We start from the raw sequence: 22,324 nt of genomic DNA, 5'->3' as shown, positions 1-22,324 counted from the left end.
AACCTGTATAACTGCTTACGCCTTTTCCTTTTCCTCTTCCCCCACCGCAACTGGATTTTCCTCATAACTAATCCAGTCGCTCCAGCTTCCCGCGTACAGCTTCACGCCCGGGATGCCGGCTTCCTCCAGCGCGAGCACGTTCGGGCAGGCGGTGACGCCGGAGCCGCAGTACACGATCAGCTCTTCCGCGTTCTCCAGCCCGCGGAATCTCTCCTTCTGCTCCTCGGCGCTCCGCCAGGAGCCTTCCGCGTCGAGCGCGTCCTTCCAGAAGCGGTTACGCGCGCCCGGGATGTGTCCCGCCACCGGATCGATCGCTTCCTGCTCGCCGCGGTAGCGGGCTCCCTCGCGCGAATCGATCAGGACGGTGCCTTTCTCGCCGAGCTTCGCCTTCACCTCGTCCATGCTCGCCAGCATGTGCCGCTGAACCTTCGGCGAGAAGGTCGCCGGGCTTGCTTGCGGAGCCTCGGCCGTTACCGGGTAACCGGCCGCCTTCCACTGCGAATAGCCGCGGTCAAGCACGTAAACGCGCTCATGACCGAGAAAGCGCAGCATCCACCACAGCCTCGCTGCCATCGCTCCGCCCTGGTCGTCATAAGCCACGACCGTCTTGGAGGCGTTGACTCCGATCGCGCTCGCGCGCATGGAGAAAGCGCCCAGGTCCGGCAAAGGATGGCGGCCGCCGTGCTCCCGCTTCTCGCCGGACATGTCTTCCTCCAGATCCACGTAGAAAGCACCGGGGATATGGTCGATGCTGTAGTCCTGGCGGCCGCTCCACGGCTCACCCAGCGCAAACCGACAGTCCGCGATCAGAAGATCGGGGTCCTGCAAGTGTTCGTAAAGCCATTCCAAACTGACAATATTCCGCATCCGAATCAATGTCCTCCCCGCCCTAGCAGGCTGCATAATGAGTTTAAAACCGCATGGCGGAGCGGGAAGAACGGGCCCCTCTCCGGCAGAACCGCAGCCGTTCCGGTTATGGAACCGGCCGACAGCTTAATCTCCTACGCCGATGACAGGCTTGATGGAGTAAGGGTACCATTCTTCGCGTTCTCCGCCCATTTTCTCATAAAACTTCTGGGCATTCTCATTGGCCTTAGACGTTTCCCAAAGCATGGCCACATAGCCATTATAAGCGGCATACTGGTTGCATGCACGGAACAATTTGGTACCGACGCCCTGAATCCGGCATTTCTCCGTCACGAAAAGATCGTTCATAATGACGACTTTGCCCGTGCGTAACGTACTATATGTAAAATATAAGGTGGCGAAACCGACTAACTCCCCGTCGTACACGGCGACGAACTGCGTACCTGCTTTCTTTTCCATCAGGACATCCAACAGGTTCTCCAACTTTTCTTCTTCCGGACGCGGATATTGATAAAAATCATAAATATAAGTATTCATCAACCCGCGGAGAGCATCACGGTCGTTCAGCTCCGCCTCGCGTATTTCAACACGGCTCATACACAGCCTCCTCTTCTAATCCTTAGTATTCCTTAATTTCCCATTCCTGTCACTTGATTTTTATCGACAAAAAATGTGGGATTTCTTTTTGCCCTTATAGACAAGGTATTTTATAATAGAGATAATAAACGGGGGTAACTATAAGTTTACCATATGGAGCCCCATAAGAAAAATACCTATAGCGGTATATGATTTAGTTCTAAAATATTTTTTAGAATCTTATGCCCGGTAAAGGAGATGGATCATGCCCGATCAGGGTTATCTTGAGATGGAAAAGTCCTTCAGACAACTCTTGAGGAAAATGTCCAATGAATGGACGAAGTACGTCGATCGCTCTTTTTCCAAATCGCAGTTTCTTATTCTGGAAACGCTGGTTAAAGAAGGACCCCAGAAAGTATCGAGCCTGGCGGAAGCGTTGTTTATTACGGCGGGAGCTATCACGGGAATGTCGGACAAACTGATTGCCGGGGGTTATGCGGAACGGATACGGACGGAAGAAGATCGTCGTGTCGTGTTCCTGGCTGTTACTGAGAAAGGCCGCGAGATGGTAAAAGTGATGAGTGAGTATCGGCTCGGCATTATCAGGCGAATGATGCAGGGCTTAACCGACGAAGACATGACCCATATGTCGCGGATTTTCGCTCACATGATCGACAACCTCGATAAAGGAGAAGAAGCGGCAGACTAGCTTGCCGATAGCTGTCTCTCCTGCGCAAGCGGTTCCGCATCCGAATATTTTACAAAGAATAACGGCCTATTCCTTTATGAAAATTACCGGGGATAAGGGGCCGTTTTTACTTTTCAGCGGATGATTCCGAAATTCTCCCTCCCTCACCACAGCATTCGTTCCATGCGGCTGTTCTTAGTCTGTATAAGGTTAACTTCAAGCCTGTTCTAATACAGAATTCTGTTCTATAATAGAGCCAATCCTATTTTAACCAAAGGCGGACAAAACATGACTCTTGCAACCTCATGGCGCGTGCGCCCTTTTACCGAAACCGATGGAAAAGCCATCTGCGCCTGGTCCTATCCCGCCCCCTACAGCGTGTACAATTGGCCTTCCTGGGAAGAGCTTTCAGCGAGAGCGGAAGAATTCGCCGATCCCGATATCCGTGAGAAGCAGTATGCGGCCATTGTCGACGAGCGGGACGAGCTGTGCGGGTTTGCGCAATTTTTCCCTCTGACGGGCGTGACCCGCCTAGGACTCGGAATCCGTCCCGATCTGTGCGGGCAGGGACTCGGACCCTCGTACGTGGAATGCCTGGTTGCCGAAGCGCGCAGACGGAATCCCGGCAACGAAATTGACCTGGAAGTACTCGTACGCAACGAGCGGGCCATTAAAGCTTACATCCGGGCGGGGTTTGTCGTCACGGATACGTACGAACGGATGACACCGACCGGCATGGCCATGATGCACTGTATGGTTCACAGAGCGGAGCCCGCGTAAGCTTACCCGGCTGCGCCTCCGACCATCTCCTCGGCAGACTTTCTTTCGGCACGGGCCTGCGCCGTCTTATTGTGATAGCGTTTACAATTAAGAGTGCCATCGTCGCCTTACACGAATGTAGAAACCGTACATCCTGTAACGATCTGCAATCGTTGTCCGGCAAGGGAAGGGAGGATACAGCCCCTTCCCTTTTCTGCTTTCTAACGAGCACCGGTTTCCAAAAGTCCGCAAGACGCACTAAACGCCCCTCTTCAGCCGGGAATCCGGAACCCAGGCGTCTTTCTCGTACCCTCGCACTTCCCAGTACCCGATATGCTCGTCGCGGATCAGCTCGATGCTCTGAAGCCACTTGACCGATTTGTAGGCGTACATACTCGGGACGATAAGGCGGACAGGCCCTCCAAGCTGCTGCGGGATGGGTTTGCCGTCCATGAGCAGCGCGACGAGCACCTCATCCATACGGGCCTGCTCCAGGCTGAGACAGTCGGTATAAACCCCGTCCCCGGAGATGAACTTCACGAACCCGGCTCCGAGCTGTACCCCTGCCCGTCCGAGCAGCTCGGACAGCCGGATTCCCTCCCAGGTCACGCTGTTCACCGACCAGCCGGTCACGCAGTGAAAGTCGCTGACCTGGACGAGGCGTTCCACCTGCTGCAGCTCCTCCCAGGTGAATCGGAGCGGCTTGTCGACCATTCCCGACACACTGAACGCCCAGTTGTCGGAGGAGAACGCAGGGATTTCCGTTACCGTGTAAATCCGGAAATCCCCCTTCGCTCCGCCGCCGATAGGAGGCGACGATTCCGCCAGCGGCACGGGGGCCGGAAGCATGCGGTTCGCATCTGCGCGCACCGCCTCTTCCAGCCCTCCCCCGCCGAAGAGATTGCCGCGGGCCCACCTGACGAACGATGGGCCGATCACGACCGCGAGCGCCGCCGCCGCGCCCAGCTTCAGGAAGGCGCCCCGTGTCATGCGCCTTCCCAGCGACTCGCTCCACGCGCTCGCCTGAGTCGCCGCCCCGCCGGCATCCCGCGTCTCGTCGCGGAAGACGGCGCCCGTATCCGCGCGCAGGATAGGCTGCGGCGCATCCGCCTGCGGACGTGCGGCTTCGGCTGCCCGTGCAGGCGGACTCGGCGCGGATGCGGAGGCTGGCCGCTCCGCGCTGCGCTTCTTCACCCAGCGGCTGCGGGTGACGGAGTGATAGAGCAAATACGGCACGCCCACCCACGTAAAACCATCGTGGATGAACAGGGCCGTATTGCTCCACACCGGCGGCAGGCTGCGGAACTGCCACAGGATGACGCCGCTGACGATCCACCCGGCCGTAAACACAAGCACGCCGGCGAGATTGCCCTGCTGCCCGGCTTTCCTGCGCTTGCGCAGCTGCCCCAGATGCTTGGGCAGCAGCGGCACGTACAGCGCCAGCAGGAGGATGGAGAAGACGCCGAGCCAGATGTGCCCCTGCTTCAGCACCACACGCAAAGCTCCGAGGTCGCCGCGGATCCAGCCGATGCTGAGCACGATGCCGGTCAGGGCCAGAACAAGCGTGACCCAGGCATTCCAGGCGTGCAGCCGGTTCAGCTTCTTGCCGAACCCGGCCGACAGCCAGTTGTTCTTACGTTCCATACCGGCCTACTCCTCCCGCTTCATCGTTAACGTGATTAACGTTTTTTCATGTGAATGGTTTTTCTTCTATTTTAACAAACGGCCATGCCCTCCCACAAAAAGAGACCGCAAGACAGCGGTCCTCTATCTATCCTCCGGCCGGAGCCGGAAGCTAAGCTACGGGAAGCACACCATCGTATTGTACCGCGGAAGTAAAATCAAGGTCTGTGAGACCGCCCGCATCATGCGTGCTGAGCTGCATCGTTACCCGTCTGTCGTCCACTTTGATAAAGGGATGATGCTTTAGAGACTCTGCCACATCGGCCACCCGGCGGACAAAATCAATGGCCGTTTTGAAATCACGACATTCATAGGTCTTCTCGATTGTACGTTCGTCCCGCAAATTCCAGCCGTTCAATCCGGCCAGCTTCACGGCCACCTGATCGTACGAAAGCTTGTTTGCAGCAGCCATTGTGTTCCCTCCTTTCCCCTCTAAGCAGAAATACCCTCCAGGAATGGGATTCGAATCTCGATTTGTACACCTTTTCCACGCTCGGTATCCATATAGAACTCACCGTTCATCAGCAGCACCCTTCCCTGCATCTGATCGAGCCCGATGCCCGCTCCCGAAATAATCCGGTTCTTGCGGTTCATCTCTTTTACCTGGCGATCGAACCCGATACCGTCATCCTCATAAAACAGACTGATGCTGCTGTTCTCCTCCACCAGGCGGATCGTGACATGCTCGGCCTGCGAGTGCTTCTTCGCATTATTTAGCAGCTCTTGAATTACCCGGAACAGGTGCTTCTTCCTTTCGACCTCAAGCAGCTCGATCTGCGCCGTACAGTCGGCGATAAAATTAACCTGAAATTCGCTGTAGGAACTCTCCACATCGACCAGTTTGCGGATACTGCCGACCAGCCCCGTCTTTTGCAGCACATAAGGATTCAATTCGAAGCAGCTCTGCCGTAAGTTTTCATTAATCAAATCGATATGCGTCAGAATCCCCGTCAGCTGCCCGTACTCGTCCGTCATCTTGGGGAAACGCTGAAGAATCGGGTACAGCCTTCTTTTGAGCAGAAAAAGATCCTGCATCGTCGTATCGTGCAAGTCCATCGCAATGCGGATGCGTTCCTTCTCCTGAATGTCGTACATCGTTTTGCGGAGCCACACAAATTCCGGCGTTGCCTCTTCGTTCGGGATATTAGCCATCAGCTCGTACATTTTCAGCGTCAGCTTGCGGATGAGGTATACGTTCTCCAGGCTTGCAGACAAGTAGGTCACGATTAAATTGATCCAGTGCCGGTCCTCTTGGCCGAGATGCGTGTTGGACTTTTTGCCCGTTACAACCAGGAAACTTCGATACTCTTCGTGCCGGTTGATCTCAAAAGCCGTATACTTGTCCCCTTTGTAGACTCCATTTTCCATAGAGGTTTTAACATCTTCTTCATCAATGTCACCCGCCGTGATCACTTGGATGCCGTCTTTTTCTACAAATACGATGGCTCCGCCGTGGATTTCGAGGGTATTGACAATATCGTTGAGGATGATTTCCTTAAGTGCGTTAAAATTAGTGATCGTTCCAAGAGCTTTGGAAATTTTCTTAAGGGACAGCTGTAAAAAGTACTTGCGAGGAAACATGAATTTTTCAAGATTAATTGAAAAATATTCTATGAAGTAGGCAAAGACGGAGAAAATTGATAAAGCAAGAATAAAAATATAAGTAATTTCAATCCATGAAATATTTCTGTGAAAAATGAAACTGATGAAAAAAACAATTAAAAGGCTCGGTGGCACAGAGATAAGCGCAACAAACAGCACACGCCGCATATACAGGTCAAGATCATAAAGCTTTTTAGATAAAATAAGATAGGCGAAAGTAACTGGAAAAATAAAAATAAACCAACTGGTGTAAAAAGAGTGCACCAGTTCTCTTTTCATAAACATTGCGGGGAAAAAGGAAAGCAAAGCAAATGGAGCGAAGCTAACGAATAAAGAATACCAGATTGTTCTAAGTAAAGAACTAAGCTCTCTATTTCTTCTGACTTGTTTGTGTACACGGCTTAAATACCAGAAGTTATTGAACAAACAAAATAAAAAAAACGGTATAACGGTTAAATTAAATGACATATATATATTATAGGACAGTGACTCTATAAAGAACGAACTTCTTATTACAGTCCCACCGATCACTAAACCATACCAAATTTTCAGCGCATTTTCAGAAGAAATATTAACCCCTTTCTGTTTAAAGAAAATCATCAAAAAGTGGAGGAAGAAACAAGGAATTAATAGTATGAACGTACATATTAAAATTTTGCCGGTAATATCCCCCCGATTTGAAGCCCCGAGAGTCATAAAGGTTGCGCCTATTGCAAAAAAGACCAAAGCCAAGTAAATCGCTGATCGCTCTTGATTACTCCCCTTACCCTTGAAATAAATAAAACCAGCGAGAGCGAAGCAAATAATCTCAAAGAATAAGGCAATTAAATCATGAATTTGGATATTAGCTTCATCTTTAAAGTAGACTTCATTGGATTCATTGTCCCTTAGGTATGTAATGGAATGGGCTTTCTCCACATTCCTCCATAACTTAAACTCTCTATGTTCAGATAATTCCTCATCATTAACTTTTTGAATCTTATCACCCGTTTGCAAACCATACTGCTTGCCTACCCCCAATTCATCAAAAGAATCAATAACCCAATCTCCGTTATTATTTTTGTCTATATAAATCCCTAAATAGGGATGAGTGTAAACTAAATTTAAAAAATGAGTCTGTAAGCCCACTAAATATAAAATACATATAAAAAAGATTAATTTTCTCCTCACCAATATACTTCACTCCTACTAAATGCTATAATAATTATTAATTTTTAACAATAAAGGAGGTTTTTTGTATGAATAATGAACTTATCTTGTGGTCACCCGAATTGAAGCGGGAAATAAGAAGCGAAAAATTAAAAAATAGGGTCTCCAGTACTAATGAAACCGTTCAAAAAATCATTAAAGAACAGACTGAAAAAATTGGAGTACGCAGAATCTCCTGGTTCTAGTATAATTTTACCTTTTATGAATAATCATGTATATGTTTTTTTTGATGAATCCAAACGGCTGTTTTTCAATTTAAAATTCTCCTCTGTTTCATTGCCCTCGCCAAGAAACCGCCTTTCTTGAAGGCGGTTACAAAAACATTCGAAACAGGCGCAAAAGTAGTGAAGTATATTCAAAAGTCCGCTCTTGAGCGGACTTTTTCTCTTACCCACGAAAAAAAAGCATTCTTCAAGAAGTATCGGAATCAGCCAAAGCCTTTGTCCAACTCTTCCTTAAAGAATGCTTTTTAAGTCGTCTATAAACAATAAGTCCCTTACCTCACATCAAAACTCTCCCGCATAAGCCTCCTGCTCCCGCACATATTCCTGCAAAAGCTCCAGGAAAGGAAGGCCGTAATTGCGGAACTTCACCTCGCCGACGCCTTTGATCTTCAACATCTGGGCTTCGGTCGTCGGGCAGCGCTCGCTCATTTCACGAAGCGTGCTGTCGTTGAAAATAATGTACGGCGGCACTTTTTCCTTCGCGGCCATGTCCCGGCGCAGCAGGCGCAGCTGCTCGAACAGCATGTTGTCCACGGCGGACTCCAGCGGCTGGCTCGGGGTGACCTTCTGGAACACCTGAACACGCCCCTGCAGAACCTCTACAGCCGGCGCTTGAAGCCGGACCACAGGATATTGCCCCTCGGACAATCCCATGTACCCTTCGGCGATAAGCACGTTAATCAGATCGGCGATTTCTTTCTCGGTCCGGTCCTTCATAATGCCGTAGGTCGGCAAATTGTCGAACTTGTACTGAAGCACCTTCTTGTTTCTCGATCCTTTCAGGACGCCGGCAACCATCGAGATGCCGAACCGTTCCTGCATACGGCGGACGCAGGAGAAGATTTTCTGCGCTTCCACCGTAATATCGACGGTTTCGCGGTCATCTTTGCACGAGCTGCAGTTGCCGCAGGGAACAAGCTCGCCTTCATCTCCGAAGTACTGCAAAATATAATTTTGCAGGCAACGCGGTGTGTGGCAGTAGTCGATCATTGTCTGCAGCTTCTTGTACTCGTTGCTCTTGCGGTCCTGGGAAAGCTGATTCTGCTCGATAAGGAATTTCTGCGTCAGAATGTCCTGGGCACTGAACAGCAGCATGCATTCGCTGGGATCTCCGTCACGGCCCGCACGGCCCGCTTCCTGGTAATACGCCTCCATGTTTTTCGGCATATTGTAATGGATCACGTACCGCACGTTGGACTTGTCGATCCCCATCCCGAACGCGTTCGTGGCGACCATCACCCGCACGTCGTCGTAGAGAAAGGCCTCCTGGTTGCGGGCCCGCTCCTCGTCGGAAAGTCCGGCATGATAGTGCCCGGCGGCCAGCCCTTTACGGCGCAGTTGCTCGTACAGCTCGTCCACCTCTTTACGCGTGGCGGCATAGACGATGCCGGGCTGGTGAGTGTGCGCTTTGGCATAGTCGAAAACAAAGTCGCGTTTGTTGACGCCCCGCAGTACGGACAGCTCCAGATTGCTCCGGCCGAAGCCCGTTACCACGACCTCCGGGTCGTCGAGTTCCAGCAGCCGGGCGATATCCTGCGTAACCTCCGTTGTCGCCGTAGCGGTAAAAGCCGCAACTAGCGGACGGCTCGGAAGGTCCTGTACGAACGGAGCTATATTGACATAGCTGGGGCGGAAGTCATGCCCCCACTGCGAGACGCAGTGCGCCTCATCTATCGCAACGAAGGAGATATTCATGGAATGCATCCACTGGCGGAACCAGTCGGATTCAAGCCGCTCGGGGGCGATATACAGCAGCTTGTACTTGCCCTGCATCGCCTCCCTAATCCGGCGACCGGCTTCTCCCGCTTCCAGCGTGCTGTTCAGGAAGGTCGCCGGAATGCCGACCGTATGCAGAGCATCGACCTGGTCCTTCATCAGCGAGATGAGAGGCGAGACGACTAGCGTGACGCCCTCCATCATTAGCGCCGGGATCTGGTAGCAGATCGATTTCCCGCCGCCGGTCGGCATAATGCCGAGTGTATCCCGTCCTTCCAGAAGGGCGGAAATGATGCGTTTCTGCCCTTCCCGGAATTCCGGATATCCGTAATACTGCTGCAGAAGCTCTTGCGCTTTGGCTAGCATGTTAGATTGCACCTCTTGTTTCTTTTCCTGGGCGGCCCGGCCTCCAAAGACCGGAACCTCTTTCGTATCCGTGCTTACGCGGATGTCAGCCGCACAATCGTGACAACCTGATCGTCATGGTCGATCTGAATAAGGTGTCTATCCTTCAAATAGCGCACCTTCGCGTCCGCAATCTGGAGCAGCGGCTCGGAACCGAGTCCGTAGAACACATCGTCGGCCAGCGTACGAAGGCATTCCTGACGGTCTTCCTCGGGAAGCTCATGCCAATCCGACTCGCTCATTTCAAAAAATCCGTAAAACCCGTCCACATGTCCAAGCCCGTTCATCAAATCGCGGATGATGTCTTCGTACTCTCTGCCGAACTTGATCCCCATACGTTTCGAGTGCCTCCCTTAAGTGGAAAAGGCTCCTGCTCCGGAGCCTTGCTCTTGTGTTCCCAGTATACCACCGGGATGTTTGAATTTCCAAACCTGCGTTCGTTTTTTATTATTTTAACCGAATTCCTGAATCAGCAGACGTATAGTGGTAAAATGGTAGGAAGGCCTCGGCGGCCTCACCCTTTTTTCCCTGCCAGTTTATTCTTTTTATTACATGCCGGATCATGCGCAAGCGTGCTCCCGAGCGAGGGCTGCCGCCTCCCGGCAGATGCGGTTTTTTTACAAGGCTGAGGCCCCTTTCGCCTATCTTGATGGCACGTCTAAAAAATCCTCCATTAGCCAATCCTAAACCAATGGGCAAAACAGGAAAAAATCTGGTACTATGGAGAGATAAGGATACCCCGGAGGTTCAGAAGGAATGCTCGAACTGCAAATACCCAAGAACAGAATGAACTACTTGATCAAGCAGATGCAGACCCACATGGACCCCGAGGATATGGAACGGGGTTGGATGTTTCACCACAAAGGCCGCGTGAGCGGCGTGGAACTTGTGGGAGGAACGGTCGTGCATGCATCGGTACGGGGCAACGACCGTTACCATACCACGATCGATCTGGAAAGCTTCAGTGCAGGCGACTGCACCTGCTCGTTCGATAAACCGTGCAGACACATGGCAGCGGTTATATTTGCCTTGTACGTTCCTCACGGCAGGCCTGAACTGCTTGTTCAAGAGTTGAAGCGCGCGATGACGACGAAACGGAAGCCCGCCAAGAACGCCGACCGCGAGTCCAAACGCCGCACTTCCGAACCGGTGCCGGGAGGCTCTCCCGAAGATTGGCACCGCTTTTTTGAAGCGCAGTATCACGGTTTTTCGATTTCTCATCAGTATTCGTTCGATTTGTTTGTCACTTCCGCTTTCGAGCGGTTTCAAGCTTATGCCTCCGGCTGGCCGGACGGCATCCGCCTTTTATACGACCTGCACGTGACCTTTTTTGTGATGCACCGCATGGAGCAGTTTTTTGGAGATACGAAAAGTTCCTACTTATCCGGCTATCATGAGTCCAACGCCACAACGGCCGCGGCCGACTGCCTGTCCCGTCTGGACCGGCTTTTGGCTTCGCCGGCACTTCCGGTCTCGGTCAAAGAACACCCCAAACGCTGGACGGAAGCGTTGAACCGCCTGGCCTCACTGGCCCTCCAGGGCAAAGAAGGACCGAACGACTGGCTGTATGCCTACCGGGCGGTATGGTGGGCTCTGCCGAAGAAAGCGGAATGGATCAAGCGCGAGAAAGAACGGCTGGATAAACAGCTCCAGGAACGGGAGGAGGGCCGCCGGAACCGCAAGCAGGACGTTCTGCTTGTGGCCCGGGCTCATTTCGACCTCATGGAGAACAGTCCGGACGCGGCGTTTCTTAGACTGGAGGCTCTGCATCAGCGCAGAGCAAGAGATTTTATCCTCTATATGAGACGCTGCCATGAACGCGCCGAGTGGGACACCTTGCTGAGCTGGCTCCGCTGGCTCGCTCCGACCATGCAGTCGGCGGCCCAGGACGACTTCCGCCTGCTCTGCCAATATTGGACGGACGCCGCCAAGCATGCCAATGCGGACGACGAATGGGTTCGCATCATGGAGACGCTTCTTCCGCGTTCCTACTATGTTTACACCGGCTATTTGCTTCAAACGAAGCGCTACCGGCAGTGGGTGGATCTGCAAATCGCCAACCGGATCGGCCCCCAGAACCTGTATGCCCTGGAGCTGAGATCGGTAGAGGAATCCGATCCTTCCCTCCTTCTCCCCCTGTACCATCAGGCCGTGGAACGGTCCGTGCTGGAGAAGAACCGAACGTCTTATAAAACCGCTGTCCGCCTTCTGAAAAAGCTTCACGGCTATTACACGACCCTCGGGCGGAAGCGCGAATGGGAGACATACATTAACCGGTTGTCGGATCACTTCGTCCGCCTCCGCGCGTTTCAGGAAGAACTGGAGAAAGGAAGCTGGCTGCCATGATAGAAACGAGTCCGCTGACGGTTCATGCCGTCTGGATGCCGTCCGGCGCCTTCTTCGTATGGGGAACCCGGGAGAACGGCGGCATCTGGGATGCACAAGATCTGAAGGGCCTGCTTTTCGCCTGGCATGCCCCTTCCTTTTACGGAACCTTTATTGAAACGACCGAATGGGGACACCGCGAAGGCTTGTCCCTGCCCGCTCTAACGGCGCTCGATTTTTTCGGCGATCCGCATACCGTGAAGCATCTTTCCATCCGCTGGGATACGGACACCACGAATCTCCGGAAGCTCGCTCCCGAAGTTAAGGAAGCGCTTGCCGCAGGACGCTTCGTTCCCGATTACGAGCAGTGGAAGACGGGCACCCTGAGCTGGAAGCTGCAGCTCGAAGGGGAAGCCGCCGCGTCCGTCACTTCGCAGGCGGAGCTGTGGCTCGACCAGCTCATCCCCGTCTGGATCGAAGCGGACGGCTCCCGCAAAGCGGCGCTCCGCCGGCTCGAAGAGGCGCATCCGCTGCTGCGCCTGGGCACACGTCCGGCCGATACTTGGCTGGACGAAGAGGACTGGCTCGTGTCGATCGGCTGGAAGCACGATCCGACGCCGTTCCGCGCAAGCCTCCAGCTCATGGAACCCGAAGGGGACCCGGACTGGAGGCTGCAGATCCTGCTGCAGGACCGCTCCGACGACACGGTCCTGCGCGCCGTAACTCCGGCGGGCGAGCCGCTGGAAGGCGAGCTGGCTCTGCCGGAGTCCTGGATCGCGGACCTCGGACGCGTCCCGCGGGATGTCGGCAGATGGCTGCGCCTTCTGCCGTGGCTGAACGCGGCGGACGAAGGAGAGCCGCCGCAGCTGCGCACGCGTCTGAGCGACGAGGAGGCGTGGCGCTTCCTCGCGGAAGGCAGCGTGCGGCTCGTGGAGGCGGGCTTCGCCGTCATGCTGCCCGCCTGGTGGGAACGGGCGCGCAAGCTGCGCCCCAAGCTCCAGGCCAAGCTCAAAAATTCGCTTGGCGGCGGAGGCGGCGAGTCGATGTTCGGACTTACCCAGCTCATGCAGTTTGACTGGCGCGTCGCCATCGACGATTTCGAGCTGAGCGAGGAAGAGTTCCTCCAGCTTCTCGAAGAGAAGCGCAAGCTCATCCGCATCCGCGGCCACTGGGTCCAGCTCGACCCGCAGTTCCTGCGCCAGGCGGAGGAGCTGCTCGCCAGAGCGGACCGGCAGCAGGGACTTACGCTGCGCGAGGTGCTGGAGCTTCAGCTGCTGGGCGGCGGTACGGGCGGAGAGCCGGAAGGACCGGCGGACGAAGCCGCCGATCCCGACAACCGGCCGCCTGCGGTCGAGATCGAGCTGACCGGCCAGCTCCGCCGGCTGTTCCAGCAGCTCACGCGCACGGCCGAGCTGCCCCGCATCGACCCCCCGGCTTCGTTCCTGGGGACGCTGCGGCCTTATCAGCTGGAGGGCAGCACGTGGCTGCTCTTCCTGCGGCGCTTCGGCCTGGGGGCTTGTCTTGCCGACGACATGGGTCTCGGCAAGACCATCCAGTACATCACCTATCTGCTTCAGGTAAAGGAAACCGAAGCCCCGGAGGCGCCTTCCCTGCTTATCTGTCCGACCTCCGTAATCGGGAACTGGCAGATGGAGCTGCGCCGTTTTGCGCCGAACCTCCGCGTTCACATTCATTACGGGCCGCAGCGCGCCAAAGGAAGCTTCTTCCCGGAATCCGTAGAAAGCGCCGACTTGGTCATTACCTCGTATACGCTGTCCCATCTCGACGAGGAGGAACTGCGCGAGGTGTCGTGGAGCTCCATCTGTCTGGACGAAGCTCAGAACGTCAAGAACCCGTACACGAAACAAGCGGCTGCTATCCGCAGTTTCTCGGGCCTCCACCGGATCGCCTTGACGGGTACACCGATGGAAAACAGGCTGACGGAGCTGTGGTCCATCTTCGATTTCCTCAATCCCGGCTATCTTGGCACGCTCACGCAGTTTACGCGCCGGTTCGTCACGCCGATCGAGAAATCCCGCGACAGCGGCCTGATCTCCGGGGTACAGCGCCTTGTGCGGCCATTCCTGATGCGCCGCATCAAGAAAGACCCCGCCATTCAGCTCGATCTTCCGGAGAAGAACGAGTCGAAGACGTTCGTGACGCTTACAGCCGAGCAGGGTACGCTCTACGAGCATTATATCCGCGACCTCTTCGAGAAAGTCGACGCGATGTCTCCGATGGAGCGCAGAGGGCATATTCTTGCCGCTTTGACGAAGCTCAAGCAGATCTGCAACCACCCTGCGCTCATTATGCGCGAGGGACCTCGCACCGATTGGCGTAACCGCTCCGGCAAAGTGGAGCGTCTGCTCGACATGGTGCAGGAGCTGCGCCAGCAGGGCGATAAGTGCCTGATCTTCACCCAATTCGTGGAGACCGGCCATCTTCTCCAGGAAATTTTGCAAAGCGAGCTAAGCGAGTCCGTCTCCTTCCTGCACGGAGGCACTCCGCGGCAGACGAGGGATGCGATGATCGCCCGTTTTCAGAACGCGGAGCTTCCCCTGGAAGAGCAGTTCTCCGTCTTTCTGCTGTCGCTTAAAGCAGGCGGAACCGGTCTGAACCTGACGGCCGCCAATCACGTCTTTCATTTTGACCGCTGGTGGAATCCCGCCGTGGAGAATCAGGCGACGGACCGCGCTTTCCGGATCGGACAGACGCGGGACGTGCAGGTGCACAAATTCGTTACGCTCGGTACACTGGAAGAGAAAATCGACGAAATGATCGAGAGAAAGCTCGGCCTGAGCGAGCAAATTGTGGGCAGCGGGGAGAATTGGATTACGGAGCTGTCTACGGACGAGCTGCGTGATCTGCTTTCTTTGCGGATGGAATGGATGAATGGGTGAAATGGTAAAAAATGCTATAACTTTTCCCACATTGGTGGTATACTAAAGTTACAATAGACTAGGCATTTTCAAGGGTGGTCGGCTAACCTTCTCGAGTAGGAGGTGATGCCCTGTGGAAGTTAAAGACGCTTTGACGCTGATGATCTCATTCGCGAGCTTAGTGGTTCTCATTCTTTCACAGAAGAAGAAATAGACCTCCCTTGGGCAACCGGCCTTGGAGGTCTATCTTCGTCACACCATATGCAGCTGATCACCCTTGAAGGGCGAGCTATTGAAAAAGACCGCAGATGCCCCCGCATCCGCGGTCTTTTTGGCATGGAGAACGGTATAGCTTATGCATAAAAATACAAAAGTGCCACGGCTGCACGCGCACACATAATCCATCTATACGTTAGTTACCCGTATTTTAACACAGTGCATCGGCAAAACAAAATCAATTCTTTCTTAAATCCCTGAACCCGGGTCGGCATTACGGCTTGGCCTACTTCCATTTTACCCCATTTCGCTCTGGAGAACAATGACGAAAAGCACGCTCGTTTTATGCAGGATTCCGTCTTTTCATGTCGAATGTGGACTGTTGCTGGATTTTTCCAGAATTATTTTCAGAAACCAGGTGAACGCATGAAATTCAATCGCTCGCGCTTATCTCTTTCGTACGTGATTGCCATCGTTTTGCTCCTTGCTCTCGTCGGAACGTCCAGTTACATCTCTTCATTGAATATGGAGCGGCAGAGCGATGCGGTTATTGAAGACGCCATTCCCGTCATATCGGCGGCCAACAATCTCCTTCAAGACCTGCTCAACCAGGAAACGGGCATACGCGGCTACCTGATCTCCAGCGATCCGAAATATCTGGAGCCTTACGAGAACGGCAAAGCGGCACTTCAGAAAGACCTGGAAGTCATTCACACGCTTGAATCGGGTCATAACGATCTCCGTATTCTCATACAGACACAAGTGAATCCGCATATCCAGAAAATGCTTGCATTCTACAGCTCCCAGATCGAACTCGTGCAGACCGGTAAAGTACAGGAAGCCCAGGGGCGGATCAATATCGGCAAACAGTATATGGACCAGTACAGAACTCTGCACCTGAGCATCTTGGATGTGTTGAACAAAATCAGCGATTCTTCCCACGACTCCATTAAGAGAGCCGGGTCCGTCTCGCGGATGATCATTTTGAGCGGCGGCATTCTCGGTATCCTGATCGGAATCTGGTCAGGCCTGATCCAACTGCGCGCCAGCCGTGCCGAATCTCAGCTCCGCAAGAGCGAGGAAACCTACCGTTTCATGGCGGAAAGTCTGGAAGCCCAGAACGAGGAAATTATCGCCCAGCAGGAAGAGCAGCAGATTACGCTGGCTAAGCTGTCCGACCGCGAACGGGAGCTGGAGCTGATCTCGAATTATCAGGAGAAGCTGACGGGCTTTACGGAGCTGAAGCAATTCCTGCAGCATTCGATCCCTGCCCTTCTCGATTCCGTCAGTTATGACGCGGCTCTTGTCGTTCTGAAGAGCAAGGAGGCCGAACACTATGAGGTTCTCTTCTCCAGCGGCTATCCGCGCAGCTTCGCCTCCAGAGCCCAGAGCGAGCTTTACGGCGCGTCTCAGCGTGTGTTCGACGAAGGCTGCGCTTTTGTTCAGAAGCGGGAAGCGACCGAGGCGGAACGGGGATTTCATGACGGCATTTCCGTTGCCGTCGATCATTACTTCCCTCTGCAGGATGACCAGCAGCAGGTGATCGGCTTCCTGCTCCTGACCAACTTCCACGGTTTCGACCGGCATGAAGAGAAGGAGCGGCTGACGCTGGGTCTGATCCGTCAGTTCGATCTGGCGTTTTACGCCCAGATTATGAACGACGAGCGCCGCAAGCAGGCTGCGCATCTCGAAGAGCTTAACGATCAGCTCGTCCTGGAGAAGCAGTATATCGAGTCCCAGCGCGATCTTATCGAAGGGATTCTGGAAGCGGCGCATGAAGGCATGATGATGTGCGACAAGCACGGTAAAATTCTGATTGCAAACAATCAGATGCATAAGTTTTTCCATCTGGACGAGCAGATCGGACACGACTTCGTGGATTCCTGCCAGGAAATCGCCGCGGCGTCAAGCGGATTCACCGGCGTTTCTCAGTCCATTAAAGCGCTGTTTGACGGCGATATCAACCAGCTTAACGAGCGCTTCACCTTTATGAACGGAGAAGAGCCGCAGTTCACGGAGATTTACGCCACCTCGGTCGGCGAGAACGATAGCGATGAATCCGGTTATCTGTTCGTGTTCCGCGACCGGACGGAGGAAGAGCGTATCGATGCCATGAAAAACGAGTTCGTCAGTATTGTGTCTCACGAGCTGCGTACGCCGCTGGCCAGCGTGCTCGGTTTCATCGAGATTCTCATCCACCGTGAGCTTCCACGCGAGAAACAGCAGAAATACCTGGATACCATCTTTAAAGAAGCTACGCGTCTCGCCAATCTCATTAACGACTTTCTCGATCTCCAGCGGATGGAATCCGGCCGCCAGGTGTATCATTTTGCACCGGTGGATACGAAAGAGCTCGTTTACGATATCGTCGAGAAATGGCAGGACAAACAAAACCATGACATTGTGGTATCCGTCCTTTCGCCGGCAGAAGTTTGGGTCCGCGGGGATAGCGATCGGCTCCGCCAGGTCGTTCAGAACCTGCTCAGCAATGCGATCAAATATTCGCCGGGTGCGGAACGGGTAGATCTGCAGATCCGGGAAAGCGGCGGTTCTGTTTTCATTGATGTGACCGACTACGGACTCGGAATTCCGGAAGAGGCGAAAGAGCACCTTTTCTCCAAGTTCTACCGGGTAGATAACTCCGACCGCAGGCAAATCGGCGGTACCGGACTAGGACTTGCCATCGTCAAAGAGATTGTGGAAGGCCATCAGGGTAAGCTCACCTTCCGTTCCCAGATGGGTAAAGGGTCTACCTTTACAGTCGAACTGGTTCCGTTTGAAATGGTCTCGCTAAATAACAAAATCGTTATTTTCGAGGACGACGACAACCTCGCTAAACTGATCCAGGTCGCGCTTGCGAAGCTTCAGCTTCCTTCCGTTCAGCTCCGTTCCGCGGAGGAAGGCATTCTCTCCTTAAAGCGTAAAACGACGGAAGCGCCGCTGCTCTTCATCGTGGACATTCATCTGGAAGGCAGCCTGACGGGATGGGATTTCATTTCGGAACTCTACCACCATCCCGTTTATAACCGGACGCCTGTCATTGTCTCCACCGCTTTGGAGCCGCCTCTCGATTACCACGAGAAAGATATCGAGAAGTTCATGCGGAAGCCGTTCACCATGGAAAGACTCATTCAAGTCGCTCAGGATCTTCTCAGCAACAGGGACAAGCCTTCCTACGTTTTTCCGTCGCAAGACCGCAATCTGATCACGTCCTCCTTGGCGCGTAACGGAATTAAAGTACATGATGTCAGAGTAAACGCCGACACCATTGAATTTGAGATCGAAACGGAAGATGAAGAGAAGGAAACCTGACCTTGTATTTTAAAAGAAAACAACAAAGAAGCTATCCCGGCAATCCGGTGATAGCTTCTTTGTTGTTTGATCTGTCAGTCGTTGATTGTACGCAGGCTGCGTTCAGATCTATTTCTGCGGCCAACCTGGACAAATCTTGAAGACTCATCTGTTTCGGATTAACTCCTTTGATGCCTCACCTTGACTGCGATTCTTCATTCCGCATGAAGAGCTCATACACCTAGCTGTCCTCTGCCTTGTGTTCTGTAGCTCTGTAAGGGCACATTCAGGTCCATGTAAGCCCTTGTCGGCATTTTACCGCTTCAACCCTGATCCTACCGGTTACACTCTATTTCTACGTATTGCCCTTATCTACTTTGCCTTTCTTGGCCGGTTTGACTGGTTTGTCCGGCTTCTGCCGTTTCTGTTTCGGCTGTTTGATCTTTTTGTTCCTGACCTCTTTGTCGTCGGTTTCGTTGTCTGTGGATGCGTCTCTCTCTACGGTAAACTTGCCGGACAGTTCCTGGAGCTCGGAAGCTAACCGGGTAAGCTCGGATGCGGAGATGACGATCTCTTTCATACCGGCGTGCTGTTCTTCCGTCGAACGCGACATGCCGTTCATTTTGCCAAGCGAGTCTCTGGAAATTTGAACCGTTTCCTGCATGGAAGCCGCAACTTCTTCCGTACCGGCCGAAATTTGCTGTGCCGCCGCGGAAACTTCCTGGATTTGTCCGTTAATCGACGATACGGTCTCGAGAATATCCTCAAACACCCTATCCGTATTGCGTACCTGCTCTACGCCCCGGTCCACTTCGGCTTTGCCGTGCGACATCGATGCGGCGGCCTGTTTGGTGGCCGACAGGACTTGTTTGATCGTGTCGTTGATTTGGACTGTCGCCCCGGAGGTTTGTTCCGCAAGATTTTTTACTTCCTGTGCAACCACGGCGAACCCTCTTCCATGCTCTCCCGCACGCGCCGCCTCGATAGAAGCGTTTAAAGCAAGCAAATTCGTCTGTTTGGCGATTTCGGATATAAACCCGACTACTTGATGAATACGGGCTGAGCTTTCCTCCAGCGCCTTTATAGTCAGGGAAGTCGCTTCCACTGCTTCGCTTGCCTGTTGGATTTGGTGAATCGCATCCTGCATGTCTCGGGAGCCCTGGTTTACTCTTTGCACGGCTCCCTGCGCGACTTCCGACACCGTGGAGGCGGAATCCGCAATTTTGGTCACACCCGCCGCCATTTCATTCATGGCCTCCGTTGTCTGTTCAGCCGTTTCGAATTGGGTCTCGGCCCCTTTTACCATAACCAGGACGGTCTGATTCACATTCTGGGAAACATCCGCCGATTGGGTTGCAATAGCGCTTAACTGCTGGGACGATGCCGCCATGTGCTCAATCGCCATGCTTAACTTCTGGAGAAGCGCAGAGAAGGAATTCAGCATTTCGTTGATATTCTGCTGCACGTCCCCCATCTCATCCTGCGATTGTACCTTTAGCCTTCTGGACAAGTCTCCTCCGGCGATCCGTTTCATCATAGCGGAAATACCGAGAAGAGGCTTCAAAATAAACGTAGACAGCCAGATAGCGGCAGCTACTACTACAACAGCGGATACAAGAACGATTATCTTGGCGATGAAGTTTACCTGATCGACCTGGGAGTAAATCTCATCCGAGTTTCCTGTTACGACTATGCGCCAGCCAGGAACCTTGATTTCTTCGAAAGCCGCGACCTTATTGGTATTATCTTTTTCTTTATAAGCCACTTGCCCCTGCTCTTTAACAAGTACCGTCTTTTTGTAGAGCTCCAGTCTTTCCGGAGTCGCTATATCCGATAACGGCTTACCGATACGGTCCACCTGAGGATGAACCATATAGATGCCTTCTTTGGACATGAGATACGCATATCCGGTTTCGCCAATCTTTACCTTGTTGACCTGACTGATCATCCGGCTCGGATTTATTGCGGTTTGCAGCATACCTGCGAATTGTCCATCTGTCCCTATGACAGGCGCGCTGACCTTCAAAGAATATTGATTGGAGCTGGAGTCCTTAATAATATCGGACACAACCCGTTTCTTCGTATCTTTAACGCTTTTAAACGTCTCGTCATTCGCGAGGCTGCTTTTCTTGCCGTTCTGGTCGATCGCTTGTCCGTCTTTATCCGCGAACAGAGCAATCTTCACCTCGGTGTCGTTCTCCGACATCGTTTTAAGAATCGCGATTTTCTGTGCCTCCGTTTGAGTGCCAATTTCAGTATGATTTTGGATCACGCTCTGAACCGTAGACACTTTCTGAACAAGTGTGGAAGATATGTAATCGGCCGTATACGTGGTTATCTTCACTTGATTCTCCTCTATGCTTTTCCGGAGTACCGATGTGAATTGACTACTGAGAAAATATTCCGAGACAAGCAGCGGAACCAAAGCCAAAATTAACAAAAGAAGCGGAATCTTCACCTTTAGCGAGTTCCGGTTCATTCCTTTAAAGCTTTTCGTTAGCATTTGTTTTTTCATCTCTTTAATCCCCCTCTTCCTGTTTAACGTCTATGTGTATTTATTTAAAAGAGATGACACCCATTTTCTATGTCCTAATCAAGTATATCGGTTTAATTGGGTTAAAAGTTTTGAACAACGGTCAAAAAATAAACATAAAATTTACATCAAATAACATAGGAAGTGAGGTTTTTTAGACAGAAAAACTCTAAAATTCCGATCATTAAATGTATGATAACCCTTTCATTATTCGTTTTAAAAAATATACAGCTCCTCGCTTAAACTTGGAAAGAGCTGCATAAAGTAACTCACAGGCTAAGGAAAAGAAGGAAAACAAATAGCATCTTTCAAGGAAAAAACGATGATAACAAAAGAAGCGCAGATCCTGTAAGATCTGCGCTTCCCGTGACGTCCCAGGAGGACGTATAAATATGCCGAAAAAGCCTGATATATCAAGGTTTTTCCATGACTCTGTGTAAAATATGTGTAAAATCATGTTTTTAAACCTTCAATGCCCGCCGTTCGGATTAAAGAAGCATTAGGCATCAAACAAAGCGAGCGCCCTTAAAGGCTGCTCGCTTTTTCTTGTTTACTTCCCCTGGACAGCGGGCCTATACTTTTTTATGAAGTTTGTTCATGAAGGAGGTAAAGACTTGGCGCTCCGTATTGGGAGGAGCCGTTTACCGATATTATTGAAGGAAGCTGACATGACACAAGTTGATCTAGCCCGACGGATAAAGCTTTCTGAATCATTCATATCCAAGGTAATTGCCGGTGAAAGACGGTTATCTGTCATAAAAATGAAGATGGCCGCAAACACTTTAAATTGCAACATGGATGATTTATACGAATGGGAAGATGAATAGGTAAACGGCGGTAGCAGGAAACCTGCTCCTCCCGTCGGCGCGAAACTTGACGTATAAGACAAGATTACCTTACAATTACTGTAAATTTGTAAGGGCGGTTGAACATGAAAAAGAGGTTTGATGAAGGTGAGCTGGGGGGCCATTTACTCTTCTTTGGCTTCTTAATTTACGCGGCTATCCTAATGCTCCCACTTTTATTGAAATGGAACGAATAATTTAGATAGAGGTGTGTAACTTGCCGTACGTTATTATTCGGTCAAATCGAGTAGTGGCCGAGTGTTTGACCGAATTTGAAGCACAAGAATACATAAGGAAAACCAGTGAACCGGAGAAATATTCAATCTTTCGATTCGTCCCTCGGAAGTGATGAAAAAAAGCTCCCGGCCTAAAGGCGCGGGGGCTTTTCTTTATACTTTATCTTGCTTCGGTGGTTTATTATACTGCATCCAGGCGGCCTCAATCGTCGCAAGCAGCTTTTGCCGGTCCGCATTAATCCCGCGCCGCTGCAGCTCCTTGGCCGCATA

16 protein-coding genes are annotated in these 22,324 nt (G+C 52.4%); 8 read left to right on the top strand and 8 right to left on the bottom strand.

The genetic code is table 11. From position 1 onward, the window contains the following. Positions 1-15: 15 nt before the first annotated feature. Together ABH899_RS26810 and ABH899_RS26805 are read right to left on the bottom strand one after the other, a co-directional pair. A complete protein-coding gene (locus ABH899_RS26810; protein ID WP_370001856.1) occupies positions 16-867 on the bottom strand; it encodes a sulfurtransferase in 852 nt (283 codons plus the stop codon). Between the two features lie 126 nt (positions 868-993). Next, positions 994-1,464 (bottom strand): GNAT family N-acetyltransferase, encoded by a 471-nt coding sequence (locus tag ABH899_RS26805; protein ID WP_218231757.1) that lies wholly within the window; start codon positions 1,462-1,464, stop codon positions 994-996. A gap of 244 nt (positions 1,465-1,708) precedes the next feature. On the opposite strand from ABH899_RS26805, the gene ABH899_RS26800 reads away from it, so the two are divergent. Continuing rightward, positions 1,709-2,152: a MarR family winged helix-turn-helix transcriptional regulator gene (locus tag ABH899_RS26800; RefSeq protein ID WP_370001853.1), complete on the top strand. Its 444-nt coding sequence runs from the start codon at positions 1,709-1,711 to the stop codon at positions 2,150-2,152. A 267-nt stretch (positions 2,153-2,419) separates the two neighbouring features. Further along, positions 2,420-2,911, top strand: a complete 492-nt coding sequence (locus ABH899_RS26795) for a GNAT family N-acetyltransferase (RefSeq protein ID WP_370001851.1) — start codon at positions 2,420-2,422, stop codon at positions 2,909-2,911. Positions 2,912-3,148: 237 nt separating this feature from the next. Here the strand turns inward: ABH899_RS26795 and ABH899_RS26790 are convergent, their stop codons facing one another. From ABH899_RS26790 to ABH899_RS26780, 3 genes are all read right to left on the bottom strand, one after another. Further along, positions 3,149-4,534, bottom strand: a complete 1,386-nt coding sequence (locus tag ABH899_RS26790; protein WP_370001849.1) for a molybdopterin-dependent oxidoreductase — start codon at positions 4,532-4,534, stop codon at positions 3,149-3,151. Positions 4,535-4,685: 151 nt separating this feature from the next. Continuing rightward, a complete protein-coding gene (locus ABH899_RS26785; RefSeq protein WP_009671588.1) occupies positions 4,686-4,985 on the bottom strand; it encodes a 4a-hydroxytetrahydrobiopterin dehydratase in 300 nt (99 codons plus the stop codon). Between the two features lie 20 nt (positions 4,986-5,005). Next, a complete protein-coding gene (locus ABH899_RS26780; RefSeq protein WP_370001846.1) occupies positions 5,006-7,345 on the bottom strand; it encodes an ATP-binding protein in 2,340 nt (779 codons plus the stop codon). A 68-nt stretch (positions 7,346-7,413) separates the two neighbouring features. Between ABH899_RS26780 and ABH899_RS26775 the strand changes: the two genes are divergently transcribed. Continuing rightward, complete coding sequence (locus ABH899_RS26775; RefSeq protein WP_370001845.1) at positions 7,414-7,569, top strand: hypothetical protein; 156 nt, start codon at positions 7,414-7,416, stop codon at positions 7,567-7,569. A gap of 321 nt (positions 7,570-7,890) precedes the next feature. Here the strand turns inward: ABH899_RS26775 and recQ are convergent, their stop codons facing one another. Together recQ and ABH899_RS26765 are read right to left on the bottom strand one after the other, a co-directional pair. Then, entirely contained in the window at positions 7,891-9,690 is a 1,800-nt protein-coding gene (gene recQ, locus ABH899_RS26770; RefSeq protein ID WP_042235144.1) for a DNA helicase RecQ, read from the bottom strand. A gap of 74 nt (positions 9,691-9,764) precedes the next feature. Continuing rightward, positions 9,765-10,064: a hypothetical protein gene (locus ABH899_RS26765; protein ID WP_217562842.1), complete on the bottom strand. Its 300-nt coding sequence runs from the start codon at positions 10,062-10,064 to the stop codon at positions 9,765-9,767. Positions 10,065-10,485: 421 nt separating this feature from the next. Here ABH899_RS26765 and ABH899_RS26760 point away from each other — a divergent pair, with 421 nt between their 5' ends. The 4 genes from ABH899_RS26760 (at position 10,486) to ABH899_RS26745 (ending at position 18,461) form a co-directional block, all read left to right on the top strand. Further along, a complete protein-coding gene (locus tag ABH899_RS26760; protein WP_370001842.1) occupies positions 10,486-12,075 on the top strand; it encodes an SWIM zinc finger family protein in 1,590 nt (529 codons plus the stop codon). Then, positions 12,072-14,954: a DEAD/DEAH box helicase gene (locus ABH899_RS26755; RefSeq protein WP_370001840.1), complete on the top strand. Its 2,883-nt coding sequence runs from the start codon at positions 12,072-12,074 to the stop codon at positions 14,952-14,954. The genes ABH899_RS26760 and ABH899_RS26755 overlap by 4 nt, the downstream gene beginning before the upstream one ends. 112 nt (positions 14,955-15,066) lie before the next feature. After that, positions 15,067-15,147 (top strand): putative holin-like toxin, encoded by an 81-nt coding sequence (locus tag ABH899_RS26750; protein ID WP_219819079.1) that lies wholly within the window; start codon positions 15,067-15,069, stop codon positions 15,145-15,147. A 428-nt stretch (positions 15,148-15,575) separates the two neighbouring features. Next, positions 15,576-18,461, top strand: coding sequence for an ATP-binding protein (locus ABH899_RS26745; protein WP_370001838.1), 2,886 nt, complete (start codon positions 15,576-15,578; stop codon positions 18,459-18,461). Positions 18,462-18,795: 334 nt separating this feature from the next. Here the strand turns inward: ABH899_RS26745 and ABH899_RS26740 are convergent, their stop codons facing one another. Then, complete coding sequence (locus tag ABH899_RS26740) at positions 18,796-20,955, bottom strand: methyl-accepting chemotaxis protein (RefSeq protein ID WP_370001836.1); 2,160 nt, start codon at positions 20,953-20,955, stop codon at positions 18,796-18,798. Positions 20,956-21,587: 632 nt separating this feature from the next. On the opposite strand from ABH899_RS26740, the gene ABH899_RS26735 reads away from it, so the two are divergent. Further along, positions 21,588-21,800: a helix-turn-helix transcriptional regulator gene (locus ABH899_RS26735; RefSeq protein WP_370001834.1), complete on the top strand. Its 213-nt coding sequence runs from the start codon at positions 21,588-21,590 to the stop codon at positions 21,798-21,800. Positions 21,801-22,324: the final 524 nt, after the last annotated feature.

Origin of the sequence: Paenibacillus sp. RC84, from assembly GCF_041260495.1 — a bacterium.
Classification (GTDB): Bacteria; Bacillota; Bacilli; order Paenibacillales; family NBRC-103111; genus Paenibacillus_F.
The sequence above is the reverse complement of the archived record's forward strand: the minus strand, read 5'-3'. Positions and strand labels throughout refer to the sequence as shown.

Excerpts from the sequence above, each read along its gene's own strand:
- ABH899_RS26800 (WP_370001853.1), top strand. The coding sequence starts at position 1,709 with ATGCCCGATCAGGGTTATCTTGAGATGGAAAAGTCCTTCAGACAACTC.
- ABH899_RS26765 (WP_217562842.1), bottom strand. The coding sequence starts at position 10,064 with ATGGGGATCAAGTTCGGCAGAGAGTACGAAGACATCATCCGCGATTTG.
- ABH899_RS26810 (WP_370001856.1), bottom strand. The coding sequence starts at position 867 with ATGCGGAATATTGTCAGTTTGGAATGGCTTTACGAACACTTGCAGGAC.
- ABH899_RS26790 (WP_370001849.1), bottom strand. The coding sequence starts at position 4,534 with ATGGAACGTAAGAACAACTGGCTGTCGGCCGGGTTCGGCAAGAAGCTG.
- ABH899_RS26775 (WP_370001845.1), top strand. The coding sequence starts at position 7,414 with ATGAATAATGAACTTATCTTGTGGTCACCCGAATTGAAGCGGGAAATA.
- ABH899_RS26805 (WP_218231757.1), bottom strand. The coding sequence starts at position 1,464 with ATGAGCCGTGTTGAAATACGCGAGGCGGAGCTGAACGACCGTGATGCT.
- ABH899_RS26745 (WP_370001838.1), top strand. The coding sequence starts at position 15,576 with ATGAAATTCAATCGCTCGCGCTTATCTCTTTCGTACGTGATTGCCATC.
- ABH899_RS26760 (WP_370001842.1), top strand. The coding sequence starts at position 10,486 with ATGCTCGAACTGCAAATACCCAAGAACAGAATGAACTACTTGATCAAG.
- recQ (WP_042235144.1), bottom strand. The coding sequence starts at position 9,690 with ATGCTAGCCAAAGCGCAAGAGCTTCTGCAGCAGTATTACGGATATCCG.
- ABH899_RS26785 (WP_009671588.1), bottom strand. The coding sequence starts at position 4,985 with ATGGCTGCTGCAAACAAGCTTTCGTACGATCAGGTGGCCGTGAAGCTG.
- ABH899_RS26740 (WP_370001836.1), bottom strand. The coding sequence starts at position 20,955 with ATGAAAAAACAAATGCTAACGAAAAGCTTTAAAGGAATGAACCGGAAC.
- ABH899_RS26755 (WP_370001840.1), top strand. The coding sequence starts at position 12,072 with ATGATAGAAACGAGTCCGCTGACGGTTCATGCCGTCTGGATGCCGTCC.
- ABH899_RS26795 (WP_370001851.1), top strand. The coding sequence starts at position 2,420 with ATGACTCTTGCAACCTCATGGCGCGTGCGCCCTTTTACCGAAACCGAT.